The following is a 26243-nucleotide window of genomic DNA, read 5'->3' as shown; positions in this document are numbered from 1 at the left end:
AAAGTGGAAATAGAAAAACTGCTAAAGATTATGCAGGATAAAGGTGCCTCGGATTTATTTATTTCGGCGGGGGTGGCGCCATCGATTAAAATTAATGGCCAAATGATCCCCATGAGCAGCAATGCTTTGAGTCCCGAGCAAGCGCGAGAAGTCGTGCTGGGGGTGATGAACGATCAACAGCGCCGGGAGTTTGTGCGGGACAAAGAATGTAATTTTGCCATTAGCTCTCGGGGCATTGGTCGCTTCCGGGTTAGCGCATTCTACCAGCGCAATTTGGTGGGGATGGTGCTGCGGCGTATCGAGACCAAGATACCCACAAGCGATGAGTTGGGCTTGCCAGAGATTGTTAAAGAGCTGGCAATGACCAAGCGCGGTTTGATTATTTTTGTTGGCGCCACCGGCACTGGTAAGTCGACGTCACTGGCGTCAATGATTGGTCACCGCAACGAGAACTCGCGGGGGCATATTATTACGGTAGAAGACCCTATTGAGTTTGTGCACCAGCATCACGGCTGTATTGTAACTCAGCGCGAAGTGGGTATTGATACCGAGTCTTTTGAAGTTGCCTTGAAAAATATGCTGCGCCAAGCGCCCGATGTCATCATGATCGGCGAAGTTCGAACCCGAGAAGCGATGGAGCAGGCGATCACCTTTGCTGAAACCGGCCACCTCTGTCTGTGTACCCTGCACGCCAATAATGCCAACCAGGCCTTAGACCGAATTATTCACTTCTTTCCCGCCGACCGTCACCCTCAGTTGTGGATGGATTTGTCGCTAAACCTCAAAGCAATGATCGCCCAGCAGTTGGTCCCAACCCGTGATGGTCAGGGCCGCCGAGCCTGTGTTGAGGTGCTGCTGAATACACCGCTGGCCTCCGACTTGATTCGTAAGGGCGATGTGACGGGCATTAAAGACTTAATGCGCAATTCTACCGAACAGGGCATGCAAACCTTTGATCAAGCCCTCTACGACCTCTATCTGGCGGGCGAAATCACCTATCAGGATGCGATTGCCCATGCTGACTCGGCCAATGATTTGCGCTTATTGATTAAACTTGGAGCCGACAATGACCCAGAAAAAATGAGGTCGATGGCCGGTGGTTTAAGCATGCAGGAAGACGAAAACGACAACCGTCCGAGCTCGGGCAATAATGTTAGGCGGCGTTAGCCCCGCATCCAGCTTTCTAAAATAATCACCGCGCTGCGACTGTCGACGCCTTGTCCTTTGAAGTCGCGGGAGCCGCTGTCGGCAATAATATCGCCTTTGGCTTCGAAGCTGGACAGGCGTTCATCGGCAAAGTGCACGGGCAAACCGAAGCGGCCGTGAAGGCGGTTGCCAAATTTGCGGGCGCGGTGAGACATCTCTGATTTGCTGCCATCCATATTCAGCGGTAGGCCGACTACGATGGCATTGGGTTGCCAAGTTGCAAATAAGTTGTCGATGTCTTCCCAGCGCGGTATGCCGTCTTTGGCGGTGACCGCGCCCTGTGGTGAGGCGGTGCCTGTCAGGGTTTGACCCACCGCGCAGCCGATCCAGCGTAGGCCGAAATCGAAACCGATCAGGGTTTGGGGTTTTGCTGTCATGAAGCTGTTCCTGGCGAGGGTGGCGTTTTGGCCATATTTCGGTGGTGAAAATACCTGCTACGCGTGACCACTATCTGAGCCGAGCTGGCTGAAGGTGATTCCGAGTACCGCCAGCGCCGCGTCTATTTTCTGATCTGAGGGCACATTAAACAGTACTTCTTCACTGGCAGGTAGGGTCAGCCAGGTATTGCTTTGAATTTCCTCTTCTAGCTGGCCAGCGTCCCAGCCGGCGTAGCCAAGCGCAATTAGGCATTGGCTGGGGCCACGGTTAAGGGCAATGGCCTCAAGAATATCCAGTGAGGTCGTCAGGGCAACGGTGTCGGTAACTTCTATACTTGCCTGCCACTGGTGGTGGTCGCGACGGTGAAGGACAAATCCCCGATCAGTGTGCACCGGACCACCGGCGAATACGGGGTCGCGATGTTCAAAAATTTGACCGTCGATCTCTAGTTGCTCAAGTATTTCGTCTACCTCCATGCCGAGGGGGTGGTTGATGACAATTCCCATGGCGCCTTGGTCGTCGTGTTCGCAAAGATAGGTAATACTGTGGGTAAAGATGCCATCCCTCAAGCCGGGAAGGGCAATAAGGAAGTGGTTTTTTAATGACGGGAAGGCGCTTTGATTCATGTTACTGAGTATGGTTTAAGTTGTGGTAAACACAAGAATAAAGCCCTTAGTTCAGGCTGGCCTTTAGTCCTTGGCGCTCAAAACGCCAGGTGCGAACGATGCCGAGGCGGTTTTTACCATCTAACACCTCTGCGGGAATCGCCTCATAAGGCGCGGCTTTACGGACAATACGATGGGCCGCTTGGTCGAGTACCGCACTGCCTGAGCTACTGAGAATCCGCACTTCGTCGATTCGGCCGTCCGGCATAAGCATTAGCAATACGCGCAATTCGCCCTCTATACCCTTGCGCCGCGCTTCCTCCGGATAATTGGCGTTGCCAATGCCTTCTATTCGCTGTTCCCAGCGGTTTAGGTAGAGCGCGTCCGGTGAGCCTTTGGTGGCTACTGAGGTAATGAATTTTGGCCTCGGCATACGTGCATAAGACTGATTAAGCTTGTCGAGTTGAGCCTCTAGGGAGGCAATATTGTCGCTTAACTCTGTGCTGTCGTCGCTGCCCTGCCATTGCTGCTGTTGCAGAACCATACGGGTATTGCGCTCGGTGCTACTGCGGGTGTTGTTCGCGGTGCTCGTTAGCTCCGGCGACGGTGAGTGCTGCGGGGTGTTTTTGGCAAGTTTAAGTGCATTTTCGCTCGCGGTGACGTCGTGAAAAGCGCTGTCAGACATGCTGCGGAGCTCTGCTTTTTGGTCGAGGCTGCCGCTGCCGATTTGATCGTATTGGGCAAGATAATCGGCTTCAACAGGCGCGTCTTTGCTGCGGTACTGCGCTAAGGTGATCTCCAAGCTGGGTAGTTTTATGCGGGCGTCTGCCGGGGCGAAATTTAAGCCCAGAATGACGGCCAAATGCATGGCGGTGGCGACGACAATGATAAAACCAAGCCGCTCTGGCGGCGGCTGATCTTCAATAAAAACAAGCTCATTACCCATGCGTTGGGGCCGACGCAGCTAATTTGGCGGCGATGCAATCCATAAGCTGGCCCGCGATATCGGTGCCGAATTGATCGTCAATTTCCCGGATACAGGTGGGGCTGGTGACATTAATTTCGGTAAGATACTCGCCAATCACGTCTAAACCAACAAACAGCAAACCTTTTGCCTTGGCAATGGGGCCGACTTCAGCCGCAATGCGGCGATCGCTGTCACTTAATGGCTGTGCGCGGCCGGTGCCGCCGGCGGCCAAGTTGCCACGGGTTTCGCCCTTGGCTGGAATGCGGGCTAGGCAATAGGGCACGGGCTCGCCGTCAATTAAAAGAATACGTTTGTCGCCCTCTTTTATTTCGGGCACATAGACTTGGGCCATAATGGTGGTTTGGCCGTGATTGGTGAGGGTTTCCAGTATCACCCCGACATTGGCGTCGTCAGCGCGGAGCCGGAAAATAGAACTGCCACCCATGCCGTCCAAGGGTTTCATGATCACATCGCCATGTTCGGCATGAAACGCGCGTAGGCGTTTTTGATCTCGGCTAACCAAGTGGATCGGTCCGAGCTGCGGAAACTGCAGGGCAAACAGTTTTTCGTTGCAGTCGCGCAGGCTCTGGGGCTTGTTTACCACCCAGGCACCCTGCGTTTCGGCCAGTTCTAGGATGTGGGTAGCGTAGAGAAATTCATTGTCAAACGGCGGGTCTTTGCGCATCAGAATAACGTCGAGTTCGCCGAGGCTAATATCTTTGCTGTCGCCTAGCTCGTAGAAATGCTTGGGGTCTTTAAATACCTGAAGTTGACGGCTGGTGGCGCGGGCCTGGCCACCACTGACGTATAAGTCGGCAATGGTCATGTAATGTATTTGCCAATTGCGTTCAGCGGCAGCCCATAACATGGCGAGTGTAGAATCCTTTTTGTACGTAATATGATCAATGGGATCCATTACAACACCCAAACTAATTGTCATTTTGATACCTATGTCGAAAACTTCGCGGAAAGGGGTTTCTTATACGGGCCTGCTGAGCTAATAATTAGCCCTCACAGAATACCGCTAAAATAGCGCATTATCGCAAGTTCAGGCAATTTTGCATTAGTGACCTACTTTGCGATGATGGTGTCAGAGCGAATTCCGTGTGAAAATCAAATGAGTGTGCGCTCGAATAAGGGAATGTTAGTGCATAAATTGAAACCTGCAAAAGGTTCGCATTACCTATGGAAGTCAATTTCTCAAGTTTAAAGGTTATGATTATTGATGACAGCAAGACTATCCGTAGAACCACTGAAACCTTGCTCGCCAAAGAAGGTTGCACCGTGGTTACTGCCGTTGATGGTTTTGATGCTTTGGCAAAAATAGCTGATACTAAACCCGATATCATTTTTGTTGATATTATGATGCCGCGTTTAGATGGCTATCAAACCTGCGCCTTGATAAAAAATAATACTGAATTCAAGTCGACGCCGGTGATTATGTTGTCGAGTAAGGACGGCTTGTTCGATAAGGCGAAAGGCCGTATTGTTGGCTCAGATCAATACCTTACAAAGCCATTTAGTAAGGGTGAGTTGCTCGAGGCAATTCAGACCCACGTACAGATTGCGCACGCGCAATAATTGTTAAACTCACTGTTGGAGCTAGGCTATACGCCGCTGCTTTTGGCGGTGTTATGTGCCGTATTAACGCGGTGCGAGCGAGGGAAGCAATATGCCACGGGTGTTAATAGTCGACGATTCGCCGACTGAAATTTTTAAAATATCGCAGATCCTCAATAAGAGTGGTTATGAGGTATTGACTGCTGACAGCGGCGAGAAAGGGATAGAGCTCGCGAAACAAGAAATGCCAGATGTGGTCTTGATGGACATTGTCATGCCGGGATTGAATGGTTTTCAGGCCACTAGGCAGCTAAGTCGCGACCCCGAGACCAGTGGTATCCCCGTCATTATTGTTACGACCAAAGATCAGGAAACAGATCGGCTGTGGGGCCAGCGTCAAGGTGCCAAGGGTTATTTGACAAAACCGGTGGACAGTAAAGGCTTGTTAAAGGCGATTGATGCCGTACTTAATTAAATGCGCAATTAACTACGGTGAACGGAAGCATGTCTGACACCTCGTCGTTTGATTATTTAGTCGCACTCTCCCAACGCTGCCAATTAGGAATAAGTGGTCTACCCAGTGGCCGGGACCAAGTGGCTGCTAACTGGAGTGGCGTCGGTTTTTTATTGGGAGAGCATTACTGCGTGGCGGCTATGGATGATATCGCCGAAGTGCTCACCGAGCCTGCGAGTACTCGTCTGCCAGGGGTAAAGCCCTGGGTGAGGGGCGTGGCGAATGTTCGCGGTCGATTGTTGCCGCTTATCGATTTAACTGCTTTTCTTGGCGAGGTCAGAACCACTGAGCAGCGTCAGCGTCGCGTTTTGGTTATTGAAAAAGGCGACATCTATCTTGGCTTGATTGTTGATAATGTCTTTGGCATGCAACATTTCCCTGTTGATCAATACCGTCTTGACTCAGTTCATGCCAGCGCGAGGCTGGCAAAATATGCTCAGGGTGCTTATCTGCACGCGGATCGTTTCTGGGCATTGTTCAGACCAAGCCAATTAATTAATGACACAGATTTTTATACGGTTGCCGCTTAATAAGGCAGCGATTAACACATCTATTTTAAATGCTGGGAGTTGGGGTAAATGAAAGCAGGTAATCAAGGAGCGATGGCGCGACTACGAACCAGCCGTGCAGTCAGTGTTCTCGTCTTATTTATGCTGGTCGGTTTTGTTGGCGCGGGGTTTAACACGTATATCATTCTACGAGACGCCGATCATGATCAGCGTTATTTAGAACTCACCAGTGAAATGCGACTTTACGCTCAGCAATTGGCTAATAATGCCCGCGAAGCGGCATTGGGTGATCAGAGCCAGTTTGACTCCTTGGCGCGGGCGCAGCGAAACTTCGAAACAGCGCGCAGCCAATTGGTGTCGGGCAGTAAAAGCCTGCCATCCCCGGCGGCACTCTTAGGTAGCAATGTTGACGAACTCAACCGTCTTTGGGCGCAAGTGAATAGCGCGACGGAAACCATCGTCAACAACCGCGAGCGGATTGTTTTTCTCTACGAGGTCGCCGAAAACCTCAACAGGCTGATTCCTCAGCTGCAAGTGGGCAACAATAAACTCGTTGAAATTTTTCTAAAGACCGGCGTGTCTGCGCAACAAGTTGCCATTGCTCAGCGTCAGTCGTGGTTGGCAGAGCGTATTGCGCGCAATGTTGACAAAATGATTGGCGGTACCGATGCCGCGACGTTGGCCGCAGAGCAATTTACGATTGATGCCAGTGAGTTTGCCACGGTACTGCGAGGCATGCTCGGCGGCAATAGCGCGATTGGCGTTGATAAAGTCAGCAATAAAGATGCGCGGTTAATACTCACCGAAATGTCGACCTCCTTCCAAATGATCAGTGGCTCGATGGAAGAGATTTTTCAGGTCTCGCCTGAACTCTTAAAATCGTCGGAAGCGGCGGCATTAATAGCAGCGAACGTGCCACAAATCACTTTGGTCACCAGTAAGTTATCTGCCGAGATCGCCACGCTCGATGAGCAGCGGTCTTGGTCGGTTGCGACGGCAATGATGTTTGTCGGCTTAATTCTTGTTGCCCTGAGCCTATTGGCTTGGCAGTCCATGCGCAGCACCAATTTACGCTTGCGTGAAACAGCCGACGCGAATGAACGCAATCAAACGGCCATTTTGCGCTTGTTAGACGAACTTGCCGATCTCGCCGACGGTGATTTGACAACCTCCGCCACCGTAACCGAAGACTTTACTGGTGCCATCGCCGACTCGATTAACTACACCATCGACCAATTGCGGGTATTGGTATCGCAGATAAACGAAACAGCGGTGCAGGTTTCTTCGGCGGCTCAGAACTCCCAGTCTACGGCCTTGAACCTGGCTCAGGCCTCTGAAAGTCAGGCCAAGGAAATTGCTGGTGCTTCCGCCGCGATCACTGAAATGGCGCTTACCATTGACCGAGTCTCTTCCAATGCGCGGGAATCTGCCGCGGTGGCGCAGCGCTCGGTAGCCATTGCCAACACCGGTGCGGAAGTGGTGCAGAACACCATTAAAGGTATGGATAATATTCGTGAGCAGATTCAAGAAACCTCGAAGCGAATCAAGCGCCTAGGTGAATCGACTCAGGAGATTGGTGATATCGTATCTTTGATTAACGACATTGCCGATCAAACCAATATTTTGGCACTGAACGCCGCGATTCAGGCCTCGATGGCTGGCGACGCCGGACGCGGCTTTGCGGTGGTTGCCGACGAGGTTCAGCGTCTTGCTGAGCGCTCATCTGGCGCGACAAAGCAGATTGAAGCACTGGTTAAAACCATTCAGTCGGACACCAATGAAGCGGTTATTTCCATGGAGCAAACGACCTCGGAAGTGGTTCGCGGTGCGCGGTTGGCCCAAGATGCAGGTACGGCCCTGACGGAAATCGAAGCGGTATCTCAGGAGTTGGCTGAACTCATTGAAAATATCTCTAGCGCTGCTGCCGATCAGGCAACGTCAGCCGGACAAATCTCTTCAACCATGCGGGTTATCCAAGAAATTACCTCGCAGACCTCGGCGGGTTCAACGGAGACGGCTCGTTCAATTGGTGCGCTGGCGGAGATGACTAACGACTTACGTAGCTCGGTTGCCGGTTTTACCTTGCCAGAGCAGCAGGCTTAGCGCCCAGCCAGGCGGGCACTGAATATCAGAGTTTAATGACATGACGGATCGCCGAGATTATATCGCGCTGGAATGGGTTTCCGGAGAAATAGCGGAGTCCCTAGGCCAGTGCGTGCTGTTGCTCAAGGACGTGCTGCTAACCGGAAATGAAGCGGCTCTAGAGCGTGCGACGGCAATACTGCACCAGGTGCAGGGCAGCTTGCGGATGATTGAGTTCAGCGGCCCAGCCTTGTTAGTAGAAGAAATGGAGGAAGCGTTGCTGTCTTTGCAAGATGGCAGCATGCCCCGTTCACAAACTGATATCGTTCAGGCTGTATTGAATAGCGCCCGCGATTTACCCACCTATTTGCAGCGTTTAAGTGATTCCCAGCGGGAGTTGCCGGCATCCTTAATTCTTATTTTTAACGATTTACGTGCGGCTACCGGCAATACCCTTTTATCGTCATCGGTGCTATTTAATCCGCGCTTGGCACTGGTGAGCGACGACAACGAACGGCATCAGCAGCTGCCTGAGGCAACTTTTTTGGAGTTGACGGGCAAGCTGTTGAAAATGTACCAAATTGCCATGGCCGCCTATATCCGTGGCGGCGACGATCAGCAAAACCTCGTTTACCTCGGCAAGGTGTGTGGTCGAGCGGCAAAATTGTGTGCTGGCAAGGAACAAAAATTTCTTTGGCTCGCGGCGTTAGCCTTAATTGAAGGCTTGGCCAATAAGTCTATAGCGCGTCACTTTGCTATTCGGGATTTATTGGCGCGCCTCGAAATTGAGCTTTCAGCCTTTGCCCAGCTGGGTGCGTCTGCCAGTGATCGCAAAATAGGGCGTTCTCTATTTAAAGATATTCTCTTTTATGTGGCCAGCAGTAATGCTGAGACGCCGTATATTGCCGAGGTATTTGCAAGACACAATCTACAGGGGGTCTTCGACGAGCAGGAGACCAGCGGCGCAGAGTCGCTTGCCTTTACGATTGAAACACGGCACGTGGTTGAACAGGAGCTGCGCAGTATTGCCGAACAGCTGTCTGGCGATGCCAATCACGTCGAGATAAGCCAACGCTGTAAGCAGCTCAGCGATACCTTGGCGGTGGTGGGCATGATCGAACCGCTTTATTCCCTGCGGGCAATTGCCGATGGCTTAGAGCAGGGCTTGAGCGCGGGGGGGAATCAAAGTCTCGCGAATTCTCTGCGGCGACTTGCGGAACGCTTAATTGAGAAGCCCGAGGCTGAATCCTCTGAACCTAATATTGCCCCGTCGTTTACCGACGATGCCCATTCTGCGGTAAGCAAAAAAAGTAGGGCGGTATTATTTGACGCTCAGGAAGCAATCATTGTTTTTGTCGCTGAACAATGGCAAAGCAGTCATTTGACCAATGTTCCCGGCCAGCTGAAAGAATTAGCAATCGAGTTAACTGCGGCGGATTACGCTGACTCCGCCGCGATACTTGAAAGCTGTGCGGATTACATCGCCAATGAAATCATTGCTGGGCAGACGGTGCCCCAGTGGCAAATGTTGGATGCACTGGCGGATTCGCTAACGGCCGTCGATTATTATTTAGAGCGCAGTGCCAAGGGGCGGCAATACGCTGATCAGGGATTGTTGACGGGTGCCCAGCTCGGGGTTGCGCGTTTAGGTTACCCGGTTGCGGGTGCCGATACCGCCCTATCTGCAACCGTGTTGAACTGGCCAAGCCCAAGCCCAAGCCCAAGCCCAAGCCCTGAAGCTTTTGCGAGTTATTCGCCAGAAAGTTCCGAAGAGCGCGACACCACGCTAGATCTTGATCCCGATATTCTTGAGGTATTTTTAGAAGAAGCTGAAGAGGTACTTGAGTTACTCACTGAAACCTTGCCGCAGTGGCACGCCGAGATTACTTCTACGGAACACTTGGCCACAGTGCGCCGCGCCTTTCACACCCTCAAAGGCAGTGGCCGTATGGTGGGGGCTGAGCAACTTGCCGAATTGGCTTGGTCAGTCGAAGCGATGCTGAATAAAGTTGTCGATGGTCGCTTGAATATGGACGATCATCGACTGGCATTAATTGATCAGATTATTGATTTGCTACCGGAAATGACCACGGCTTTGGCCGCAGGGCGTGAGATTTCAAGTACGGTTGTAAATGGTTTGATGAGCTTGGCGAAAGTGCTCACTGACAGCCAATTGCCACGTGCTGACGGCGCTGGCACAAGCGCTGACGACGAAGGCCTGACAGCTGTTTTCATTGGCGAAGCCGATAATCATCTTCGCGTATTAGAAGCCTATATTGAGAGTGTGGACAGTTATCCAGTGCGTCTGACGGATGATGTGCAACGCGCTTTACACACCCTTAAGGGCTCGTCGAAAATGGCCGAAGTTGGGCCAATAGCCGCCATCATTACGCCGCTAGAAGGGCTGGTGAAGGAGCTGCGCTCGATGCGCGTTGCCGCTGAGCAGCGCTTAATTGCCTTGATGTCTGACGTCATTCGCGAAGTGCGGGCGACGATTGCAGAGATGGCGACTACGCCAGTGGCAGGGCTGAGCACGGCTGATGAATTAGTCCGCCGTATTAATAGTTTGGCAGTGCAGTTGATTCACGAGGCTGAGTTCTCAACAGATCGTGATAATAGCGGCGAGTTGGCACCAGGCGCGCTAAACGCGTTTTTGGCCAGTAATAGCGACAGTATTCAAGCCTTAAGTGATTTACTGAGTGAACCAGCAGAACTGCGGGCTGCAAAATTAATTGATTATGCGCCGGTGATGGGCGTTTTTGCTCAGCGGGCGGAAGAGATTAACAGCGAAGCGATTGCTGAACTTGCACAGGCGGTGCAAGTCTTGCTTAGCCACGCACAAGATCCAATTGCGCAGAACTTTATCGCGCTGTTGGACGCTGCGCTCGATCAGCTAATGGAGTACCTGAATCAATTGGCCGGTGAGCAGACCGTGCTAGAAAATTCTGGGCTTATTGACCAAATACGCAACTTTGAGGCCGGCGCCAAGCTGCCCGTGGTGGCGCCGAATGCGTCTGGTGAGGAGGCTCTTGAGGGCGAGTCTGCGTCAGTTGCGACGCCAGCTGCATCAGCATCGGAGCCTGAGTCGGATGTTGAGCGTGATGTTGATCCAGAAATAATCGAAATATTTATGGAAGAAGCCCATGACCTAATTGAGGGCATGGACGAAGCTATTCAGCAGTTTTCGGAAAACCGCCAAGATCAGCGTCAGCTCGACGATATCCAGCGCTATCTGCACACCTTAAAGGGTGGCGCACGCCTATCCGGCATAAAGAAACTGGGTGATCTCAGTCATGATTTTGAAACCGCCATAACGACTGCTGTGGCGAAATCGACCAGCGATAGCGATGCGTTTTTTAATACCTTACAGGGTTTTCAAGATCAGCTTGTTAAAGAGCTTGGCCATATTGGCGCGGCCGATACCACTGCGCAGAGTACCCCGGAAAATGAATTGCCTGTGCTTGCCAGCAACACAGTCAGTGATGACGATTTACTGGGCCAAGTAGCCGAGCTATTGCCAAGCAATGTTACTGGTCGCCCGGCTCCGCCGGTAGAGAGTGACTCGGCGAGTGGATTGGCCAATAGCGGCGGCCGTGCTCCGCAAGAAATGATTAAAGTGCCTTCGATTTTGCTGGAGCGCTTGATTAACCTTGCAGGGGAAACCTCCATTGCCCGTGGCCGGGTTGAAGAGCAGGTGAGTGAGATCCATTACTCTCTTGAAGAAATGGAAATCACCGTTGAGCGTTTGCAAGAGCAAGTGCGACGTTTGGACATTGAAACCGAAGCGCAGATAGTCTTTCGCCAAGAGCAGGTTGAGAGCGAAGGCGCCGATGGTTTTGACCCCCTGGAATTTGACCGCTACTCCCAACTTCAGCAGTTATCGCGCTCCTTGCTTGAGTCGGCATCGGATCTGACCGACTTGCGGGGCACCTTGGTTGAAAAAAGCCGAGATATGGAAACTCTGTTGGTACAGCAGTCTCGGGTCAATACTGAGTTGCAAGAGGGCTTGATGCGCTCGCAGATGGTTCATTTTGCGCGCATGGTGCCGCGCCTGCGGCGTGGCGTGCGCCAGGTAGCAAGTGAACTCGATAAGCCTATTGATTTTAAAGTGTATAACGCCGAAGGAGAGATGGACCGCCGGGTGCTTGAGCGCATTATCCCGGCCCTTGAACACATGCTTCGCAACGCCGTTGACCACGGCATAGAGTCCCCGGCGGAACGGATAGCGGCGGGTAAAAACGCCGAGGGCGAAATTACCATGCGTTTCGACCGGCAAGGTGGCGACGTCGTTATTGTCATTAACGATGATGGTGCGGGTATTGATCTGGCCGCGGTGCGCACTAAAGCTGAAGCCTTGGGCTTGGTCAGCACAGATGCCGAACTCAGTGAGCGGCAGTTGTTGGAGTATATCTTTCACGCGGGTTTCACTACCGCCAGCAACGTCACGCAGATTTCTGGTCGCGGTGTGGGCATGGACGTGGTGCGCAGCGAAATTAAACAGTTGGGCGGCGCGATTGATATTCAAACCAGCCGTGGTCAAGGCTCTCGGTTTGAAATTCGTCTGCCCTTTACGGTCTCGGTTAACCGGGCCCTGATGGTCAGTGTCGGTGGCGAAATCTTTGCGGTGCCCCTCAATAATATCGAAGGGATCGTGCGGGTCAGCCCCTATGAACTAGATGTTTACTATCAGGATAACGGGCCGGATTTTGAATACGCGGGTCAGGACTATAAATTACGCTACCTCGGCAATTTACTGGGTGCGTCAAAAGCACCTAACCTAGAAGGCCAAACCGAACCTCGGCCAGTGCTGTTAATTCGCAATGCCGAGCCTGCGACCGCAGTACAGGTCGATTCGCTATTGGGTTCTCGTGAGGTGGTAGTAAAAACCTTGGGGCCGCAATTTGCCGCGGTGCCGGGCTTGTCTGGCGCGACGGTACTGGGCGATGGCAGCGTGGTGGTGATACTCGATATGTTGGCTAGTATCCGTGCCGATACCGCTAGGCAGTTACTAAGCGATAATACCGAGCCGGTAGCGCAAGTTGAGCAGGGTAACAATCGCTTGGTGATGGTGGTTGATGACTCAGTGACCGTGCGCAAGGTTACCTCACGGCTATTGGCTCGCCAGCACATGGAAGTTGCCCTAGCGAGAGATGGCTTAGACGCGATGAATCAGCTGCAAGACAGTGAGCGTTTACCCGATGTTATTTTGTTGGATATTGAAATGCCCCGTATGGACGGCTTTGAAGTAGCAAATCGGGTGCGCAGTAATCCCCGTCTTAAAAATATCCCCATAATTATGATTAGCTCGCGAACTGGGCAAAAGCACCGTCAGCGTGCGTTTGGTTTGGGCGTACACAATTTTCTCGGCAAGCCTTATCAAGAAATCCAGTTATTAAAGGCAATTGATGACGTGACTTCTCCCGTGGTGACTGTATGAAAGCCTTAGAATCGACTTCTGCGGTACTGGCGAATATTGTTTTGCCCTTGATGGACGGCGCGCTGTTAGTTCCTAATGCGACGGTGGCCGAGGTCACGATAGCGGGGGGTTTGAACTCGGCGATCGCCTCGCCGTTTATACTTGGTACGCTAGCGTGGCGAGAGCAAGATATACCGGTATTTACCTTTGAGGGGCTGCGCGATGGTGCGCTGCCAAAAGACTTGAAAATTCGCCATATCGCGGTGCTTTATGGCATTAGCAATCGCGCCAAGCTACCGTTTTTTGCGGTGGCGCTCAGTGGCATGCCTTATATTGAGCGCTTGATTAGTGCCGATTTAGAGCCGCTGGAAATTCAGCCGCAAGCTTTGATTCACAGTGTGGTGCGCTTGGTGGAACAGTCTTTGACGATACCTGACTGGGATTATATGGAGCAGCAAATAATTGCCGCCCTCGCTACCCCCGATTAAGCCATATCGCCCCAGCGGTATTGCAGAATACTGATTGCTGCAATGGGGGCGGTTTCAGTGCGTAGCACTCTAGGCCCAAGTTGCAGCGCGGCGAAGCCTTGGCTTAGGCATTGTTCGATTTCACTATCACTTAGACCACCTTCAGGGCCAACCAAGAGCGCTATGCTTTTGGCGGTGTCATCGGCAATGGCGCCCGCTACAGCGGGACACAGCACCAGCTTTAATTCTGCGCTTAAATCATTGCGCCATTGCGCGAGCGCTTGGGCTGGCTTGATGGCGACTAAATCGTTGCGACCGCACTGCTCGCAGGCGCTGATCATAATTTGCTGCCAGTGCCGCTGTTTTTTCTCTAGTCGTTCGCCACTGAGTTTGACGTCAACGCGCTCGGTAAACAGCGGAGTGATACTGCTCACCCCCAGCTCCGTGGCTTTTTGAATGACCAAATCAAAGCGGTCGCCTTTGGATAGCGCAATGCCCAATTCAATTTTGAGAGGTGAGGCGGCGATGGCTGTTTGAGGCGCGGTGTCGAGCTGGCATAAAACGTGTTTTTTAGCGGCTTCAATAATGGTCGCCGCATAAGCATTGCCGTCACCATTAAAGAGTATTAATTCCCGCCCCGCACGCATCCGTAAAACTTGGCCAACATAGTGGGCGGCGCGTTCATCCAAACTCAGCTCGCCACCTGTGAGTGGCTGGTCGACATAGACTCTAGGTACCCGCATCTTAATTGAGCGCCTTTAGGAAGGCCTTGGAGTTACGCTGAAAATTGTACAGCTGCTTTTTAGCCGGGGGCAGGTCGTCAATTTTACACTCCACATAGCCCTGTTCTTGGAACCAGTGCGCGGTCTGTGTCGTGAGCACAAACACCGAGTCTAGGCCCTGCTGGCGAGCTTCTTTTTCCAGCAATTCGAGCAGACGCTCGGCGCGATCGGCGCCGCGATAATCTGGGTGGGTGGCGACACAGGCAATCTCGCCGCTGCGCTGTTCCGGATACGGGTACAGTGCTGCACACGCGACGACCATGCCGTCGCGAACCAAAATTTTGAAATGGTTTATTTCGTTTTCGAGAAGTTCGCGTGAGCGTTTTAATAAGACGCCTTTGGCTTCCAGCGGTTCAATAATAGCAAGCAGGCCGCCGACATCGTCGATATCGGCAGTCATAAATTGCTCGTAATGCTCCTGAGTAATCAGTGTGCCTGCGCCGTCGCGGGTGAATAATTCTTGTAATAGCGCGCCGTCTTGTTGAAAAGACACCATATGGCAGCGATTGATGCCGATATCTCCGGCTTCGACCACCGCCTGCACAATACTGTCTTGTTTTAGTAGTGGCTGCTTAATTAGTTCACTGTCGACATCGCGGTATTCACACTGACGAATTAGCTGGCCATCGCTGTTGAGCAAGCCCTCATCACAGGTGAATAAAATTAGCTTGTCGGCCTTGAGGGTGGCGGCGGTGTGCACGGCTACATCTTCCGCGGTGAGATTAAAGACCTCGCCAGTAGGCGAATAGCCAATCGGTGACAGGATCACAATATGCTGATTATTTAATTGCTGCTGAAGCGCCGAGGCGTCAATTTTACGCACCATGCCGGTGTGCCGAAAATCGACGCCATCGACTACGCCAATGGGCCGCGCAGTGACGTAATTACCGGAACACACCCGAATGGCTGCGCCGTGCATGGGTGAGTTAGCTACGCCCATCGACAGCAGGGCTTCAATGTGGGCGCGCAGTGAACCGGCGGCATCGGTGACACAGCGCAGCTCAATATCGTCAGTAACCCGCAAATCATTGTGGTAGCGGCTTTCTATGCCCGCGTCCATGACGCGCTGCTCAATTTGCGGACGGGCGCCGTGTACCAGAATTAGACGCACCCCCAGGCTATTGAGCAAGGCGATGTCATGCACAATATTGGCAAAATTAGGGTGTGCCACGGCTTCGCCGCCAAACATCAAGACAAAGGTTTTACCGCGATGGGCATTAATATAGGGCGCAGAGTTGCGGAACCATTTAACGTAATCGGTTTGTGCAGACATGGCAGTGGCGTATGTTATGGGCGAATGGCTTTATTTTGTTTGGAATGTCATAGGCTTACAAGCCATTTTTACACTGCTTAGTTGCTCGAAGAATTTCAAGGCCACAGGGTATGGCGTAGAGCAGTAAAATAAATAGGCTGCGCCAGCAATTAATAGATGACAAGGTGGCACATTTGGCGCTACAAAGGCGCTTTTTTGTGGGAGCAGTGCGTGACGGCAGAATTATTAGTATCAGCCCCAAGTGCGGAGCTGATCTTTGATCAAATAGCGGATGCCTTGGTCGAGACTGGCTACGCCGTTTTGCCGCTTGCACTGCCGCCTAGCATCAGCGAGGCTATGTTTCTGCGGATTGCGTCTTTTGAAGATGAAGTCTTTCAAGCTGCGGGGGTGGGGCGCGCCGAAGAGTTCCAACTTAATCCCTTTGTACGCAAAGATGAGATTCGTTGGTTGTCGGCCCAAGATCCAGTTGAAGCCAGTTATTTAGCGTGGATGGAGCAATTGCGCCTAGGCCTAAACAAACGACTTTTTATGGGATTATTCGATTACGAGGCCCATTTTTCGCGCTATTGCGAGGGTGCATTTTACAAAAAACATGTCGATGCATTTAAGGGGCGTACTAACCGAGTTTTGTCTACGGTGTTCTATTTAAACCCGGGCTGGGCATCGGCTGACGGCGGCCATTTGCTCATGTACAGCGACGAACACGGCGCGTCGCTAGAGCCCATTGCGAGAATAACGCCATTGATGGGTAGCTTGGTGGTGTTTCTCAGTGATCGCTTCCCCCACGAGGTCACCGCGGCAAATCGCCTGCGCTATAGTATTGCGGGTTGGTTTAGGGTGAATGCGAGTCTTGGCGCCCACCTTGATCCGCCACGCTAGCGAGGGCTGTATTCATTATTGTGGTGGGCCGGCGGCGACTCATCGGCGCCGCTTTTATTTCTAAGCAGCCTACAGGCGGCGGAGTAAACCTAGGGTGTTAACGCGAGCAATTTCTTCAAACAGGCCCGAGGCCAGGGCCAATTTGTAAATAGCATAAGGGGCTTGGCCACCTTCTTCTGGCGCTGGGAATAAGTCGTGAATGGCGAGTATGCCACCCTTCATGATGTGTGTGGCCCAGCAGCGGTAATCGCAGAGCGCGGCGTCGAGGCTGTGGCCGCCATCAATAAACACCATCGCTAACGGAGTCTGCCAGTGACGGGCACTCACTTCAGAGGTAGCGACGAGGGGCACAACGGTATCTTCTAATCCGGCGCGGCGGATATTGCGTCGGAATGCTTTAAACGTATCAAAGCGCGCTTCGCTGGTGTCATAAAGTTCGGGGTCGTGAAACATCTCCCCGAGCTGATGCTCCTCTGAGCCAATATGGTGGTCGACGGCGTAGACAACGCCCTGCTTTTGTTGGCAGGCAAGGCCTAAATAAATAGTGGATTTACCGCAGTAGCTGCCCACCTCCAATACCGGCCCGCGTCCAGCCATACTCAGCGCATAACGATACAAAGCCTCGGCTTCGTCGTCGGCCAAAAAGCCTTTGATGTCGGTCATATCTAGGGGGAGCGCAATGGTCATGGTGTACTCGGTGTGGCGGTAAAGGAGTGGTATAAAGCACCTTAAGCTGGGCACCTTAGCCAATATAAGGCGCTTGGGCAAATTACCATCTTGTCAGCTTGGCGATGCTGCGCTGGAAGTGGCAATGGTGTATGTTGCTGGTGGTAACATTGTCGCCTTGCCGGAACGGGTTGGATCTAATTAAAACGAGAGGGGAATGCCATGCTCAAATTATACGGTTTTGCAGTAAGTAATTACTTCAATATGGTCAAACACGCGATGCTTTATAAGGGGCTCGCGTTTGACGAAATTACGACTTTCCCCGGTGCAGATCCTGCGTACATTGATAAAAGCCCCATGGGTAAGGTGCCGTGTATTGAAACTGAGCAGGGCTGCCTAGCAGAGACCAGCGTTATTCTGAGCTATTTGGAGGCCGCTTACCCAGAAAAGCCCCTCTACCCTGCGGACGCGTTTCAGCGTGCCAAAGTAAATGAAATTATGAAGGTGGCGGAGTTGTATATTGAGCTGCCTGCGCGGCGCTTATTTCCCGAGGTGTTGGCGGGCAAAGCGGTGAGCGATGATATTAAAGCTGAGTCGCGGGAAACCCTGACCAAAGGCTGTAAGGCCTTGGCGGCGTTGATTCAGTTGCCGGACAGTCCCTACGTGGCGGGTGATAGCATGAGCATGGCCGATATTGTGCTGCGTTACGCCTTAATTCCCGCGGGCATGTGCGCCCATGCTATTTATCAGTGGGATCTTGTCGCCGAGGTGCCGGGCTTGGCGCAGTGGAGCAAGCGTATGGCAGGTCAGGATATTTCACAACAGCTCGACAAGGCCAACCAAGAAGGTATGGCGGCGTTTTTGCAGGCGATGAAATCTAAGTAACAAACTGAGCCGGGGCTTAAACCCCGGCTTCCAGTAGTTCTAACTCTTCTTGCAGTGCAAGCCACTGCTCCTCGGTGTCATCGTTCTTTGTACGCAGCTGCGTTTGCTCGGCGAGTACCTGTTTAAGCTTATTCTTATTCGCTTCATCGTAAAGGCTAATATCGGCAAGTTGCGCTTCAATCGCGGACATCTGTTCGCCGAGCTTACTCATTTGCTGTTCGAGTTTTTTGATTTTTGAGGTCAATGGCGCGAGTTGCGCCCGGCGGGCGGCGGCGTCTTGGCGAGCTTGCTTTTTGTCGACCAAGGGCGCGCTGTTGTCTAGTTCGCTTGCAGGTGCGCTTTTATCGCGGTTGAGCAGCCAATGGCGGTAATCGTCCAAGCTGCCGTCAAAGGGCTCCGCTTTGCCACTGTCGACCAGTAAAAATTCGTCCACGGTATTACGCAGTAAATGGCGGTCGTGGGACACGAGAATTACCGCGCCCTCAAAATTTTGTAAGGCGCTGGTGAGCGCGTGACACATTTCCAAGTCTAAATGGTTGGTTGGCTCGTCAAGCAGCAAGAGGTTCGGTTTTTGCCAAACAATGAGTGCCAGTGCCAGTCGGGCTTTCTCGCCGCCCGAGAAATTTTCGCAGCTCTGTTCGGCGTGGCTGCCGTGAAAATTAAAGCCACCAATGAAATTGCGAATTTCCTGTTCGCGGGCAGTCGGCCGCAGACGTTGCAATTGCAGTATCGGGCTGGCGGCTAAATCCAGTGACTCGAGCTGGTGCTGGTTAAAATAACCCATGTACAGGTGCTCGCCCTGTTGGCGTTGACCATGCAGAGGCTTGAGGCTGCCAGCCAGGGTTTTCATCAGCGTCGATTTGCCCGCGCCGTTGGCGCCAAGTAAGCCCAGGCGCGTATTGGGGTGAATACTTAAATTCAGTTTTTTAACAATGGCGCTGTCGTAGCCGAGATCGGCTTGCGACAAACTCAGCAGGGGGTCTGAGAACTGGGTGGCCTCGTAAAATTTAAAATGAAAAGGCGAGTCGATGTGCGCTGGTGCAATATCGGCCATGCGCTCTAATGCTTTAAGACGGCTCTGAGCCTGTTTGGCCTTGGTGGCTTTGGCGCGGAAGCGACGAACAAAGTCCTCCATATGGGCGCGGACGACTTGCTGCTTTTCAAAGGCCTGCTGTTGCTGGGCCATCCGCTCGCCGCGCTGGCGCTCGAAGGCTGAGTAGTTGCCGCGATAGCGAGTTAGGGTTTCGCGCTCAAGGTGAACAACATGGTCGCAACAGGCGTCGATAAAATCACGGTCGTGAGAGATCAATAACAGGGTGCCCTCGTAGCGGTGCAGCCACTGCTCCAGCCAGAGGCTGGCATCAAGGTCGAGGTGGTTGGTGGGTTCGTCGAGCAGCATCAGGTCTGAGGGGCACATCAGCGCCTGAGCCAAATTGAGACGAATACGCCAGCCGCCAGAAAAATCAGTGACCGGATTTTCTAGCTCATTCAGCTTAAAACCGAGGCCGGTAAGGAGGCGCTCGGCGTCGCTGCGAATCTGATAGGCGTTTATCAGATCGAGTTCGCCGTGAAGCTCAGCCAGTTGGTGGTCGTCGCGGCAAGCGGCAATACTTGCCTCTATTTCACGGAAGCGATGGTGCCCGTCGATCACATATTCAATGGCAGGCTGATCGCTGGCATCGACTTCTTGGCGCATTTGGGCAATCTGCCAATTGCTGGGCAGGCGCAGTTCGCCACTGTCGGCGACAAGTTTGCCGCAGAGCAGCTGAAAAAGGCTGGATTTCCCGCTGCCATTGGCGCCAACTAGCGCAATATGCTCGCCGGGATTCACTCGGAGGTCGACGGCCTCTAGCAAGGGTTTGCCGCCGCGTTGTAAGCTGAGATTCAGGAGTTCTATCATGATGGGCCGCGATTATAGCGTGAGTAATTCCTAATGGATGAAAAATTTGTCGATGACCGACCCCAAGGCGCGTTGCAAGATTACCCGCTCTGGGATTATGCGCTGGCAGTGTACTCGCAACCGGCGATCCAAGCCCAGTGTTTAGTCCTGCAAGATCGCTATGACTTGGATGTGAATTTGTTGTTGGCGGCCGGTTATTGGGCTTGTGCCGAGCGTTGTTGGTCGGCGACCCAGGTGGCTGAGTTGGTGGCGGTATCGGCCGAATTGCGCGAAAGCTATGTGCTGCCGCTGCGGGCATTGCGCCGTAAAGCCGAAGGGCCTAAGCGACAAGACTTGTACCGCGCTTTGAAAAACGCTGAATTGGCGGCCGAGCGCTTGCAAATTGAGGCGCTGGCTCAGCAGCTAGGTGGGTTTTCTGGTAATGCCAAGCCTAAGAGCCAAAATCGCTATTTGGCCAATTTAACGATGTATGCCAAGCGCTATAAAGGCAGCGAACAACTTAAATTGGCAGCTTGCCTCAGCGAACTGGCAGCGTCGCTGGCGGCTGCGACCTAAAAATCATCAAATAAGCTGGCTAAGCGATCTGCCGCTTTATCCGGATGGCTGGGTATATCGCTCATGCGTCGAACCCGACGCTTGGGCTTTGGCAGTTTTACTGATGTCTTGTCTTGCGCTGTCTCGAGCGTGATTTTGGCTAACTCGGCCTTGATCGCGGGCATCGCGCCAGTTTCGGCAGTTGTAGGCGGTGATTTGGGCTCTTCAGGCTTGGGTTTTGCGGCCGCTTGGGGCTTGGCTTTGGGAGCGGCGGCTGGTTTAGCTGCCGCTATTTTTGCTTTTGCCGGGGCGGGTGTTTTTGGTACAGGCGCCGCAACTTGCTTGGCTGGACTTGCTTTGGCTGCGGGCTTATTGCTCGTTTTACGGAGTGATCTGTCGGTCTCAAGCATGGCTTTGAGCACGGCTTTTTCTTTGCGAAGAGCTAAGCGCTGTTCAATGATATTGCCACGTAGCTGAGCCAGTGTGGCTTGGTCGCTGTCAAAATTGCGTTGGGCACTCGCTAAACTGGCTTTTAGCCGACCTTGGGCGCTAGGTTTGGCATTTTTGGGGTCTTTTAGCCGATCTTGGCATTGCTTGAGCTGCGCGCGGGTCTTATCGAGTACGGCTTTTTGTTTGTCCTCTTCTTTTTCTAATGCTGCCAGGGCTATTTCAAGGGCGTGAATATGCTTTTCTCTGAGTTCATATAACTCAGATTGGAGTTGGTTTAACGCTATTATTGGGCTGCTTGTGGATGCGCCCTTGTTATTATTACTACTGGCCATGAGTTTAACCCTGTAAGTGGTTAAAATAACATCAATCTTCATTATACAAACTTGTCGCGGAGAATCTATCTCTGTAACGTTCACTGCTGCTAAGTATTTATTGGTCTTGCCACTGTGTCTGTTGGAACGCTTGTGGCAGACTATGGTCTGATACTCCATGTCGAATCCACGACGGTTTTTTTTACCCATAAAATTAAGGTAGTTACATGAATAAAACACTGGTATGTGCGGTGGTAATGAGTGGTCTGCTGACGGCTTGCGGCGGTGATAAGTCATCAAAAGCTGATTTAGGTAGCGAAATTGGCAAAGTAAGTTACGGTATTGGCGCGAACATTGGCGCTCGTTTCGGTGAGGATCTGCCTTTGGATGTTGACGCCTTTAGTGCCGGGGTTCGCGATGCCCTCGCTGGTGGCGAAATGCAAATGACTGAAGAAGAGATTATGAGTACCCTGCAGGCTTACCAACAGAAACAGTTGGCCGAGCGTCAGGAAGAGGCTCAGGCTGCGGGCGGTAAAAACCAGGCAGAAGCAGATGCCTTTTTCGCTAAAAACGGCAGTGTTGACGGTGTAACGACGACTGAAAGCGGCCTGCAATATCAGGTTTTGGTTGAAGGTAACGGCGCTAAGCCAACCGCAGACGACACCGTTGAAGTCCACTACCACGGCACTCTGCTCGATGGCACTGTGTTTGATAGCTCCTATCAGCGCGGCGAAACCGTGAGTTTCCCAGTGGGTGGTGTTATTCCGGGTTGGACTGAAGCCCTGCAACTGATGCCAGTAGGCTCCAAGTGGAAGTTGTTTATTCCGCCATCACTCGCTTATGGCGCCGGTGGTGCAGGCCAAATGATCGGCCCGAATGCGGCGTTGGTGTTTGATGTAGAGTTGATTTCGATTGCTGGCGCTGAGTAAGCTGCTGCTAGAATGAAAAAGCCCCGCGAGTCGGGGCTTTTTTTCGTCAGCGTATAGCTCAATGTACGATGCTCGCTGAAAGAATAAGTGCCGACCCAATGAGTCGGCGAGTGGTGCCGCACATCCCTGTATGCACCAATGTCATCCTTGACGAAAATTAGTTTACTCCCTTCACCCTACTTAGAAACTGGAAATCTGCACTCTCTTGTGTAGGAAATTGCCCATGCTCTTTTGGTTTAAGGTACTTGAATAAGGCGTCATTGCTCCATTGCCGAAGTTTTTCGATATCGCTCTTTGTACTGCGAGTACCTGGTAACACCGCATCGGTATGGACATGGCGGTCAAACCATAGCTTGGTCTGTCGATAGTTGGCTAACTCTGGCGCTGAGGCTAGCCATACCATGGTGTCTGCTCCCATTCGGCTGTCTCGGAGCAGTGGGCTTAGGGCTTTGTTAAATGCCGGCAGCGATTTTGCGAGGCCGGGTGTTGCTGCCCAGCCAGGATGCATATTGTGAACAATAGCAGCAGTTTCCGTGTGCTCGCTCATGGTGAGGAGCGCGCGTTTGGCGCGGGCATAGGCTTTGCTGCCATTGTAAGGTGGCTTGCAAAACTGCATATCCTCGAGGGCAAGTCCTTGAGTATAAAGCCCCCCAGACACCACATTAATTACGCGGCTGTCTTTGTGCAGGCTGGGACTGAGTACTTTTGTGAGCAGTATGGGGGCTAGAAAGTTTACTGCGATACTGCGTTCAAAGCCTTCATTGCTCACTTCCCGTTCATTAAATAGTGCCCCCGCATTATTTATCAATACGTCAATACAGGGGTGTTCTGCGCTGATTTGGCGGCCAATATTGGCTGTGTCATTGAGGTCGGAGAAATCGGTTTCATAACGGCTAAGTTGATTCTTTCTGCAACCACTAAAATCCATTATTTGCTTGGCTGATTGAATTAGGCGCGAGTTGTCACGGCCGATTAAAATAAGCGTGGCGCCAAGACGGGAGAGTTCACTCGCGGCACTAAGCCCCAGTCCGGCGGTAGGGCCGGTAATGGCAATGACTTTGCCGTCGAGTCGATTTGCGTGGGATTTTCGCGCTTGTCGTAAGTAGCCACGACGGCCAAAATTCAGGGCGGCGGGTAAAAGGAGGTGGTCGCTGATGCGGTCTTTCAATCTCTGTTTTGGGGTGTCGGGAATTTCAAGTGCCTGTTTTAAGCCCCGCGCGGCGTTTTTGCCAATGCGATTAAGAATAGGTTTAAGCAAGGAATAAGCTGGCGACGATAAACCCTGAAAATTTAACTCTGCTCGATAATGAATTTCGGTGGTGTCAGCGGTAATGGCCTTAAAGTGTAGGGTGTCTAGGGCCGTAAAATTGGCTCCGCGCCCTTCTAATACGAGTAATTTTTGTTCTTTAATGGCGAGCTGAGTGTAGCGCATTGCGATCTGTTGGCCGCCGGGCATTTTTAGCTCAAGCTGGTACTGACAGCCAATAGCTATCGGGCCAGCGGTGAGTTTATGGGCACTGAATACGCTCGGGTCCCATTGCTCAATGGTAGAAAAATCGCGCAAGTAGGCGAAGCAATCGGCGAGCTTGCGCTTTACGGTAATGCGTTCATCTAGCGTATGTAGCATGGCGAAATATCCTGTGTACTTCGCTGCCTTTCAAGACGCGGAGTTGATTTCAATGTACTCCTTGTACGGGTAATGAAAAGACTCCGATCAATAAATAGTCGGCTTAGAGAGGAATTTACTTATAGAGATAATAGACTGATACCAACACGCACTGCCGGGTGTTGGCCTCTAAATAGTGGCTGTTGCGTTGCTAATACAGCGAATAGCTCAGACGGTCGGGCGCGGTTATTCCGGCTTAGCGAATTTCCGGTATAAAGAGCATTAAGACGAACATTGCGCCCAGTAATAGTGCAATGTGAGTGCTGAACAGATCGTTATTGTTACTGGGGGTCATAGCGTCATCCTTGCTATTAATCATCGCCTTCTCTCCTGTTGAAGTGCTGTGAGTATAGTATTGATAAGCTGGAGGTGCATCGCCAGAAAATATTTTGGTAGTAATTCTCTGGCATTAATAGATTTTCGCTCGAGACATAGTGGTTAGCTATAAGGGCAAGCCGCAGCTTGTAAATTTGGAATATGCCTTCAGTTCTACCTGTACCGTTTAAGGCGGTAAAATTACCGAATCACAATAGAGACCTCTGGAAAATAAGACACTACCTTTAATGTAAAACGCTATTCTCTCGAGGGTATTACGAGTGGTGTTATTCCGCTTGGCGATTGCTCAACGCGATGAGACCAATATAATGGCGCAAGGAGATTACGTTAATAAGGAAATAATAATGAAATTATTTTTAATCATCATATCCTCCATTTTTATTCTCGGCTGTGGTAGCTCGACATACTTTGATAATGCTCCTGGAGAAGGAAAAATTGCCTTTTTTAATTATAGCTACGAAAAAGTTTGGGGGGCAGCGATTGGCGCGGTAAACGAATTGCAACTTGAATTAAAAACGCAAGATCGCGACCAAGGAAAAATTATTGCAATCAGTACATCTGCAGAAAGTGCTGGTGATAATGTGGAGATTATTATTGCGAAGGTCGAAGAGGTGAGTGCGACGGTTGAGGTAATTTTTATACTAGAAAATAAGCGTCGAACGGAGACTGTTGATTGGAGTGATATTATTATTAAAAAACATTGCTGTCCCATAAATATTCACATCAAGCATAGTTGCGGATGAATGTTGTTGTCGATTGGCTCCGGTGGATCACCTCTTAGCAAAGGCAGCAACTCTCTGCGCTCAAATAAATTGAGCTGCAAAAGGCGAATCATTTGCTGCAGGCTGCGATCAATTTGGCTACTGAACTTAATCCAAGCCAGCAGTAGATAGGCGCACATAGCAATCCAAATCTGGGTCATGACCGCGTTCTTGGACGTGCCGACAAAGGATTTGATTTTCAGGTTTTGCTTGATGCATTTGAAGAACAATTCAATTTTCCAGCGGGATTTGTAGATATCAGCAATGGTCTTGGCGGCAAGATGGAAGTTGTTGGTCAGAAACACATAGTGCTTGCCGGTTTCAGCATCACGGAAGCCGATCCGGCGCAAAGGAATTGGGCAAGTCTTTGCCTTTGCCCCGGTGATCAGTATGGTCTGATCACATGTCAGGCCTTTGGATTTAATGACCTCGCGGCGTTCGATAATACGGTACGTGGCATTACGTTTTTGTCGAGTAACGAAAAATATTCCTTTGTCATTCAGGGCCTTAAACCATGTGTAATCGGTATAGGCACGATCCATTACCACAATGCTATCAGCAGGGAATTCAAGGACGCGACCGACAGTGACATCGTGCTTTTTGCCATCGCTAATGCTGACAAAGCTGGGAAGTAGTCCGTCATGATCTAGGCCAATATGCACTTTTACTGCTCCTTTGGCACGACGGAATTTTGCCCAAGGGAACACGGAAAGACACAGGTCAATAGTTGTGGAATCGAGAGAATACAGTTTGTTCCCAAAGCGAAATCCATGTTTGGGCGCGACGCCTTGGCAGCGAGAAAGCAGTTTATGAAACAGCGCTTCGTAAAGCGTATAGGGCTGACTTTCATTCACGCGGGAAAGAGTGCTTCTCGACACATTACCGGTACCGAGGTGGTAAAGCCTGGCCGCTTGGGCAGACAGATTGCTGACGATATCGCGTAAGCTGGATCGGCCAGAAAATTGCGCCAAACTCAGCGCGACGAACTGAGACCAGCGCGACATTTTGCGCAGTTTTTGACCCTCGTGATGCTGTTTGGCGAGATTCTCAAATTCATGTCTCGATACGAGTTTTAACAATTGAGAAAATACCGTGTTATGATGTGCCAAGGCTTGAATCTCCCTGTTTTTACAGTGTTTGGTCGCACATCCATTGTAACAACTTGTT

General features: G+C 51.6%; 24 protein-coding genes. 12 read left to right on the top strand and 12 right to left on the bottom strand.

Annotated features, from left to right (window positions below; translation table 11 throughout):
* Positions 1-3: 3 nt before the first annotated feature.
* Positions 4-1167 carry a PilT/PilU family type 4a pilus ATPase gene (locus AZF00_RS17380; protein WP_008252619.1) on the top strand — a complete coding sequence of 388 codons (1164 nt, stop codon included), beginning with the start codon at positions 4-6 and terminating at the stop codon, positions 1165-1167.
* Here AZF00_RS17380 and ruvX read toward each other — a convergent pair.
* From ruvX to gshB, 4 genes are read right to left on the bottom strand one after another with little or no spacing between them, the layout of a single operon-like run.
* On the bottom strand, positions 1164-1583 hold the full coding sequence (ruvX, locus tag AZF00_RS17375) for a Holliday junction resolvase RuvX (RefSeq protein WP_008252618.1): 420 nt from the start codon (positions 1581-1583) through the stop codon (positions 1164-1166). The genes AZF00_RS17380 and ruvX overlap by 4 nt on opposite strands.
* 57 nt (positions 1584-1640) lie before the next feature.
* On the bottom strand, positions 1641-2210 hold the full coding sequence (locus AZF00_RS17370; protein ID WP_008252617.1) for a YqgE/AlgH family protein: 570 nt from the start codon (positions 2208-2210) through the stop codon (positions 1641-1643).
* Between the two features lie 46 nt (positions 2211-2256).
* Positions 2257-3135: an energy transducer TonB gene (locus AZF00_RS17365; RefSeq protein ID WP_008252615.1), complete on the bottom strand. Its 879-nt coding sequence runs from the start codon at positions 3133-3135 to the stop codon at positions 2257-2259.
* Positions 3128-4096 (bottom strand): glutathione synthase, encoded by a 969-nt coding sequence (gshB, locus tag AZF00_RS17360; RefSeq protein ID WP_062384399.1) that lies wholly within the window; start codon positions 4094-4096, stop codon positions 3128-3130. The genes AZF00_RS17365 and gshB overlap by 8 nt, the downstream gene beginning before the upstream one ends.
* A gap of 245 nt (positions 4097-4341) precedes the next feature.
* Between gshB and pilG the strand changes: the two genes are divergently transcribed.
* The 6 genes from pilG to AZF00_RS17330 all read left to right on the top strand — a co-directional run bounded on the left by pilG (position 4342) and on the right by AZF00_RS17330 (position 13725).
* Positions 4342-4737 (top strand): twitching motility response regulator PilG, encoded by a 396-nt coding sequence (gene pilG, locus AZF00_RS17355; RefSeq protein WP_008252610.1) that lies wholly within the window; start codon positions 4342-4344, stop codon positions 4735-4737.
* Between the two features lie 91 nt (positions 4738-4828).
* The gene (gene pilH, locus AZF00_RS17350) at positions 4829-5191 is read left to right on the top strand and encodes a twitching motility response regulator PilH (RefSeq protein WP_008252608.1); all 363 of its coding nucleotides are present in this window, start codon (positions 4829-4831) and stop codon (positions 5189-5191) included.
* Positions 5192-5220: 29 nt separating this feature from the next.
* A complete protein-coding gene (locus AZF00_RS17345; RefSeq protein ID WP_008252606.1) occupies positions 5221-5760 on the top strand; it encodes a chemotaxis protein CheW in 540 nt (179 codons plus the stop codon).
* 48 nt (positions 5761-5808) lie between these two features.
* Positions 5809-7842, top strand: a complete 2034-nt coding sequence (locus AZF00_RS17340) for a methyl-accepting chemotaxis protein (protein WP_008252603.1) — start codon at positions 5809-5811, stop codon at positions 7840-7842.
* A gap of 40 nt (positions 7843-7882) precedes the next feature.
* Positions 7883-13258 carry an Hpt domain-containing protein gene (locus AZF00_RS17335; RefSeq protein WP_008252600.1) on the top strand — a complete coding sequence of 1792 codons (5376 nt, stop codon included), beginning with the start codon at positions 7883-7885 and terminating at the stop codon, positions 13256-13258.
* Positions 13255-13725 carry a hypothetical protein gene (locus tag AZF00_RS17330; protein WP_008252598.1) on the top strand — a complete coding sequence of 157 codons (471 nt, stop codon included), beginning with the start codon at positions 13255-13257 and terminating at the stop codon, positions 13723-13725. The genes AZF00_RS17335 and AZF00_RS17330 overlap by 4 nt, the downstream gene beginning before the upstream one ends.
* Here the strand turns inward: AZF00_RS17330 and AZF00_RS17325 are convergent.
* Together AZF00_RS17325 and argA are read right to left on the bottom strand one after the other, a co-directional pair.
* Positions 13722-14447: a 16S rRNA (uracil(1498)-N(3))-methyltransferase gene (locus AZF00_RS17325; RefSeq protein WP_062384396.1), complete on the bottom strand. Its 726-nt coding sequence runs from the start codon at positions 14445-14447 to the stop codon at positions 13722-13724. The two genes, AZF00_RS17330 and AZF00_RS17325, sit on opposite strands and share 4 nt — an antisense overlap.
* A gap of 1 nt (position 14448) precedes the next feature.
* Positions 14449-15759, bottom strand: coding sequence for an amino-acid N-acetyltransferase (argA, locus tag AZF00_RS17320; RefSeq protein ID WP_008252594.1), 1311 nt, complete (start codon positions 15757-15759; stop codon positions 14449-14451).
* Between the two features lie 210 nt (positions 15760-15969).
* On the opposite strand from argA, the gene AZF00_RS17315 reads away from it, so the two are divergent.
* Entirely contained in the window at positions 15970-16638 is a 669-nt protein-coding gene (locus AZF00_RS17315; protein ID WP_050985245.1) for a 2OG-Fe(II) oxygenase, read from the top strand.
* Between the two features lie 69 nt (positions 16639-16707).
* Here AZF00_RS17315 and AZF00_RS17310 read toward each other — a convergent pair whose 3' ends face one another.
* Positions 16708-17325, bottom strand: coding sequence for a class I SAM-dependent methyltransferase (locus AZF00_RS17310; RefSeq protein ID WP_008252589.1), 618 nt, complete (start codon positions 17323-17325; stop codon positions 16708-16710).
* A gap of 201 nt (positions 17326-17526) precedes the next feature.
* Between AZF00_RS17310 and AZF00_RS17305 the strand changes: the two genes are divergently transcribed.
* The gene (locus AZF00_RS17305; RefSeq protein WP_008252588.1) at positions 17527-18189 is read left to right on the top strand and encodes a glutathione S-transferase family protein; all 663 of its coding nucleotides are present in this window, start codon (positions 17527-17529) and stop codon (positions 18187-18189) included.
* Positions 18190-18205: 16 nt separating this feature from the next.
* Here AZF00_RS17305 and AZF00_RS17300 read toward each other — a convergent pair whose 3' ends face one another.
* Complete coding sequence (locus AZF00_RS17300; protein ID WP_008252586.1) at positions 18206-20089, bottom strand: ATP-binding cassette domain-containing protein; 1884 nt, start codon at positions 20087-20089, stop codon at positions 18206-18208.
* A gap of 33 nt (positions 20090-20122) precedes the next feature.
* Between AZF00_RS17300 and AZF00_RS17295 the strand changes: the two genes are divergently transcribed.
* Positions 20123-20644, top strand: a complete 522-nt coding sequence (locus AZF00_RS17295; RefSeq protein WP_008252584.1) for a TIGR02444 family protein — start codon at positions 20123-20125, stop codon at positions 20642-20644.
* On the opposite strand, the gene AZF00_RS17290 is transcribed toward AZF00_RS17295, so the two are convergent.
* Complete coding sequence (locus tag AZF00_RS17290) at positions 20641-21405, bottom strand: hypothetical protein (protein WP_143829477.1); 765 nt, start codon at positions 21403-21405, stop codon at positions 20641-20643. The genes AZF00_RS17295 and AZF00_RS17290 overlap by 4 nt on opposite strands.
* A gap of 206 nt (positions 21406-21611) precedes the next feature.
* Here AZF00_RS17290 and AZF00_RS17285 point away from each other — a divergent pair, with 206 nt between their 5' ends.
* A complete protein-coding gene (locus AZF00_RS17285) occupies positions 21612-22313 on the top strand; it encodes an FKBP-type peptidyl-prolyl cis-trans isomerase (RefSeq protein ID WP_008252580.1) in 702 nt (233 codons plus the stop codon).
* Positions 22314-22470: 157 nt separating this feature from the next.
* On the opposite strand, the gene AZF00_RS17280 is transcribed toward AZF00_RS17285, so the two are convergent.
* Together AZF00_RS17280 and AZF00_RS19715 are read right to left on the bottom strand one after the other, a co-directional pair.
* The gene (locus AZF00_RS17280) at positions 22471-23940 is read right to left on the bottom strand and encodes an SDR family NAD(P)-dependent oxidoreductase (RefSeq protein ID WP_062384393.1); all 1470 of its coding nucleotides are present in this window, start codon (positions 23938-23940) and stop codon (positions 22471-22473) included.
* Between the two features lie 235 nt (positions 23941-24175).
* Positions 24176-24298, bottom strand: coding sequence for a hypothetical protein (locus AZF00_RS19715; RefSeq protein WP_257722005.1), 123 nt, complete (start codon positions 24296-24298; stop codon positions 24176-24178).
* 361 nt (positions 24299-24659) lie between these two features.
* Here AZF00_RS19715 and AZF00_RS17275 point away from each other — a divergent pair, with 361 nt between their 5' ends.
* A complete protein-coding gene (locus AZF00_RS17275; protein WP_156474874.1) occupies positions 24660-25058 on the top strand; it encodes a hypothetical protein in 399 nt (132 codons plus the stop codon).
* Here AZF00_RS17275 and AZF00_RS17270 read toward each other — a convergent pair.
* Complete coding sequence (locus tag AZF00_RS17270) at positions 25034-26185, bottom strand: IS4 family transposase (RefSeq protein ID WP_062383042.1); 1152 nt, start codon at positions 26183-26185, stop codon at positions 25034-25036. The genes AZF00_RS17275 and AZF00_RS17270 overlap by 25 nt on opposite strands.
* Positions 26186-26243: the final 58 nt, after the last annotated feature.

The sequence above is a fragment of the Zhongshania aliphaticivorans genome (assembly GCF_001586255.1).
In the GTDB taxonomy this organism is placed as follows: domain Bacteria; phylum Pseudomonadota; class Gammaproteobacteria; order Pseudomonadales; family Spongiibacteraceae; genus Spongiibacter; species Spongiibacter aliphaticivorans.
The sequence above is the reverse complement of the archived record's forward strand: the minus strand, read 5'-3'. Positions and strand labels throughout refer to the sequence as shown.

Bases quoted from the DNA above. Each gene is read 5' to 3' on its own strand.
- pilH (WP_008252608.1), top strand. From the start codon at position 4,829: ATGCCACGGGTGTTAATAGTCGACGATTCGCCGACTGAAATTTTTAAA.
- AZF00_RS17285 (WP_008252580.1), top strand. From the start codon at position 21,612: ATGAATAAAACACTGGTATGTGCGGTGGTAATGAGTGGTCTGCTGACG.
- argA (WP_008252594.1), bottom strand. From the start codon at position 15,759: ATGTCTGCACAAACCGATTACGTTAAATGGTTCCGCAACTCTGCGCCC.
- AZF00_RS19715 (WP_257722005.1), bottom strand. From the start codon at position 24,298: ATGATTAATAGCAAGGATGACGCTATGACCCCCAGTAACAATAACGAT.
- AZF00_RS17345 (WP_008252606.1), top strand. From the start codon at position 5,221: ATGTCTGACACCTCGTCGTTTGATTATTTAGTCGCACTCTCCCAACGC.
- AZF00_RS17325 (WP_062384396.1), bottom strand. From the start codon at position 14,447: ATGCGGGTACCTAGAGTCTATGTCGACCAGCCACTCACAGGTGGCGAG.
- AZF00_RS17300 (WP_008252586.1), bottom strand. From the start codon at position 20,089: ATGATAGAACTCCTGAATCTCAGCTTACAACGCGGCGGCAAACCCTTG.
- pilG (WP_008252610.1), top strand. From the start codon at position 4,342: ATGGAAGTCAATTTCTCAAGTTTAAAGGTTATGATTATTGATGACAGC.
- AZF00_RS17365 (WP_008252615.1), bottom strand. From the start codon at position 3,135: ATGGGTAATGAGCTTGTTTTTATTGAAGATCAGCCGCCGCCAGAGCGG.
- AZF00_RS17290 (WP_143829477.1), bottom strand. From the start codon at position 21,405: ATGGCCAGTAGTAATAATAACAAGGGCGCATCCACAAGCAGCCCAATA.
- AZF00_RS17280 (WP_062384393.1), bottom strand. From the start codon at position 23,940: ATGCTACATACGCTAGATGAACGCATTACCGTAAAGCGCAAGCTCGCC.
- ruvX (WP_008252618.1), bottom strand. From the start codon at position 1,583: ATGACAGCAAAACCCCAAACCCTGATCGGTTTCGATTTCGGCCTACGC.
- AZF00_RS17275 (WP_156474874.1), top strand. From the start codon at position 24,660: ATGAAATTATTTTTAATCATCATATCCTCCATTTTTATTCTCGGCTGT.
- gshB (WP_062384399.1), bottom strand. From the start codon at position 4,096: ATGACAATTAGTTTGGGTGTTGTAATGGATCCCATTGATCATATTACG.
- AZF00_RS17330 (WP_008252598.1), top strand. From the start codon at position 13,255: ATGAAAGCCTTAGAATCGACTTCTGCGGTACTGGCGAATATTGTTTTG.
- AZF00_RS17295 (WP_008252584.1), top strand. From the start codon at position 20,123: ATGGATGAAAAATTTGTCGATGACCGACCCCAAGGCGCGTTGCAAGAT.
- AZF00_RS17310 (WP_008252589.1), bottom strand. From the start codon at position 17,325: ATGACCATTGCGCTCCCCCTAGATATGACCGACATCAAAGGCTTTTTG.
- AZF00_RS17335 (WP_008252600.1), top strand. From the start codon at position 7,883: ATGACGGATCGCCGAGATTATATCGCGCTGGAATGGGTTTCCGGAGAA.
- AZF00_RS17370 (WP_008252617.1), bottom strand. From the start codon at position 2,210: ATGAATCAAAGCGCCTTCCCGTCATTAAAAAACCACTTCCTTATTGCC.
- AZF00_RS17340 (WP_008252603.1), top strand. From the start codon at position 5,809: ATGAAAGCAGGTAATCAAGGAGCGATGGCGCGACTACGAACCAGCCGT.
- AZF00_RS17305 (WP_008252588.1), top strand. From the start codon at position 17,527: ATGCTCAAATTATACGGTTTTGCAGTAAGTAATTACTTCAATATGGTC.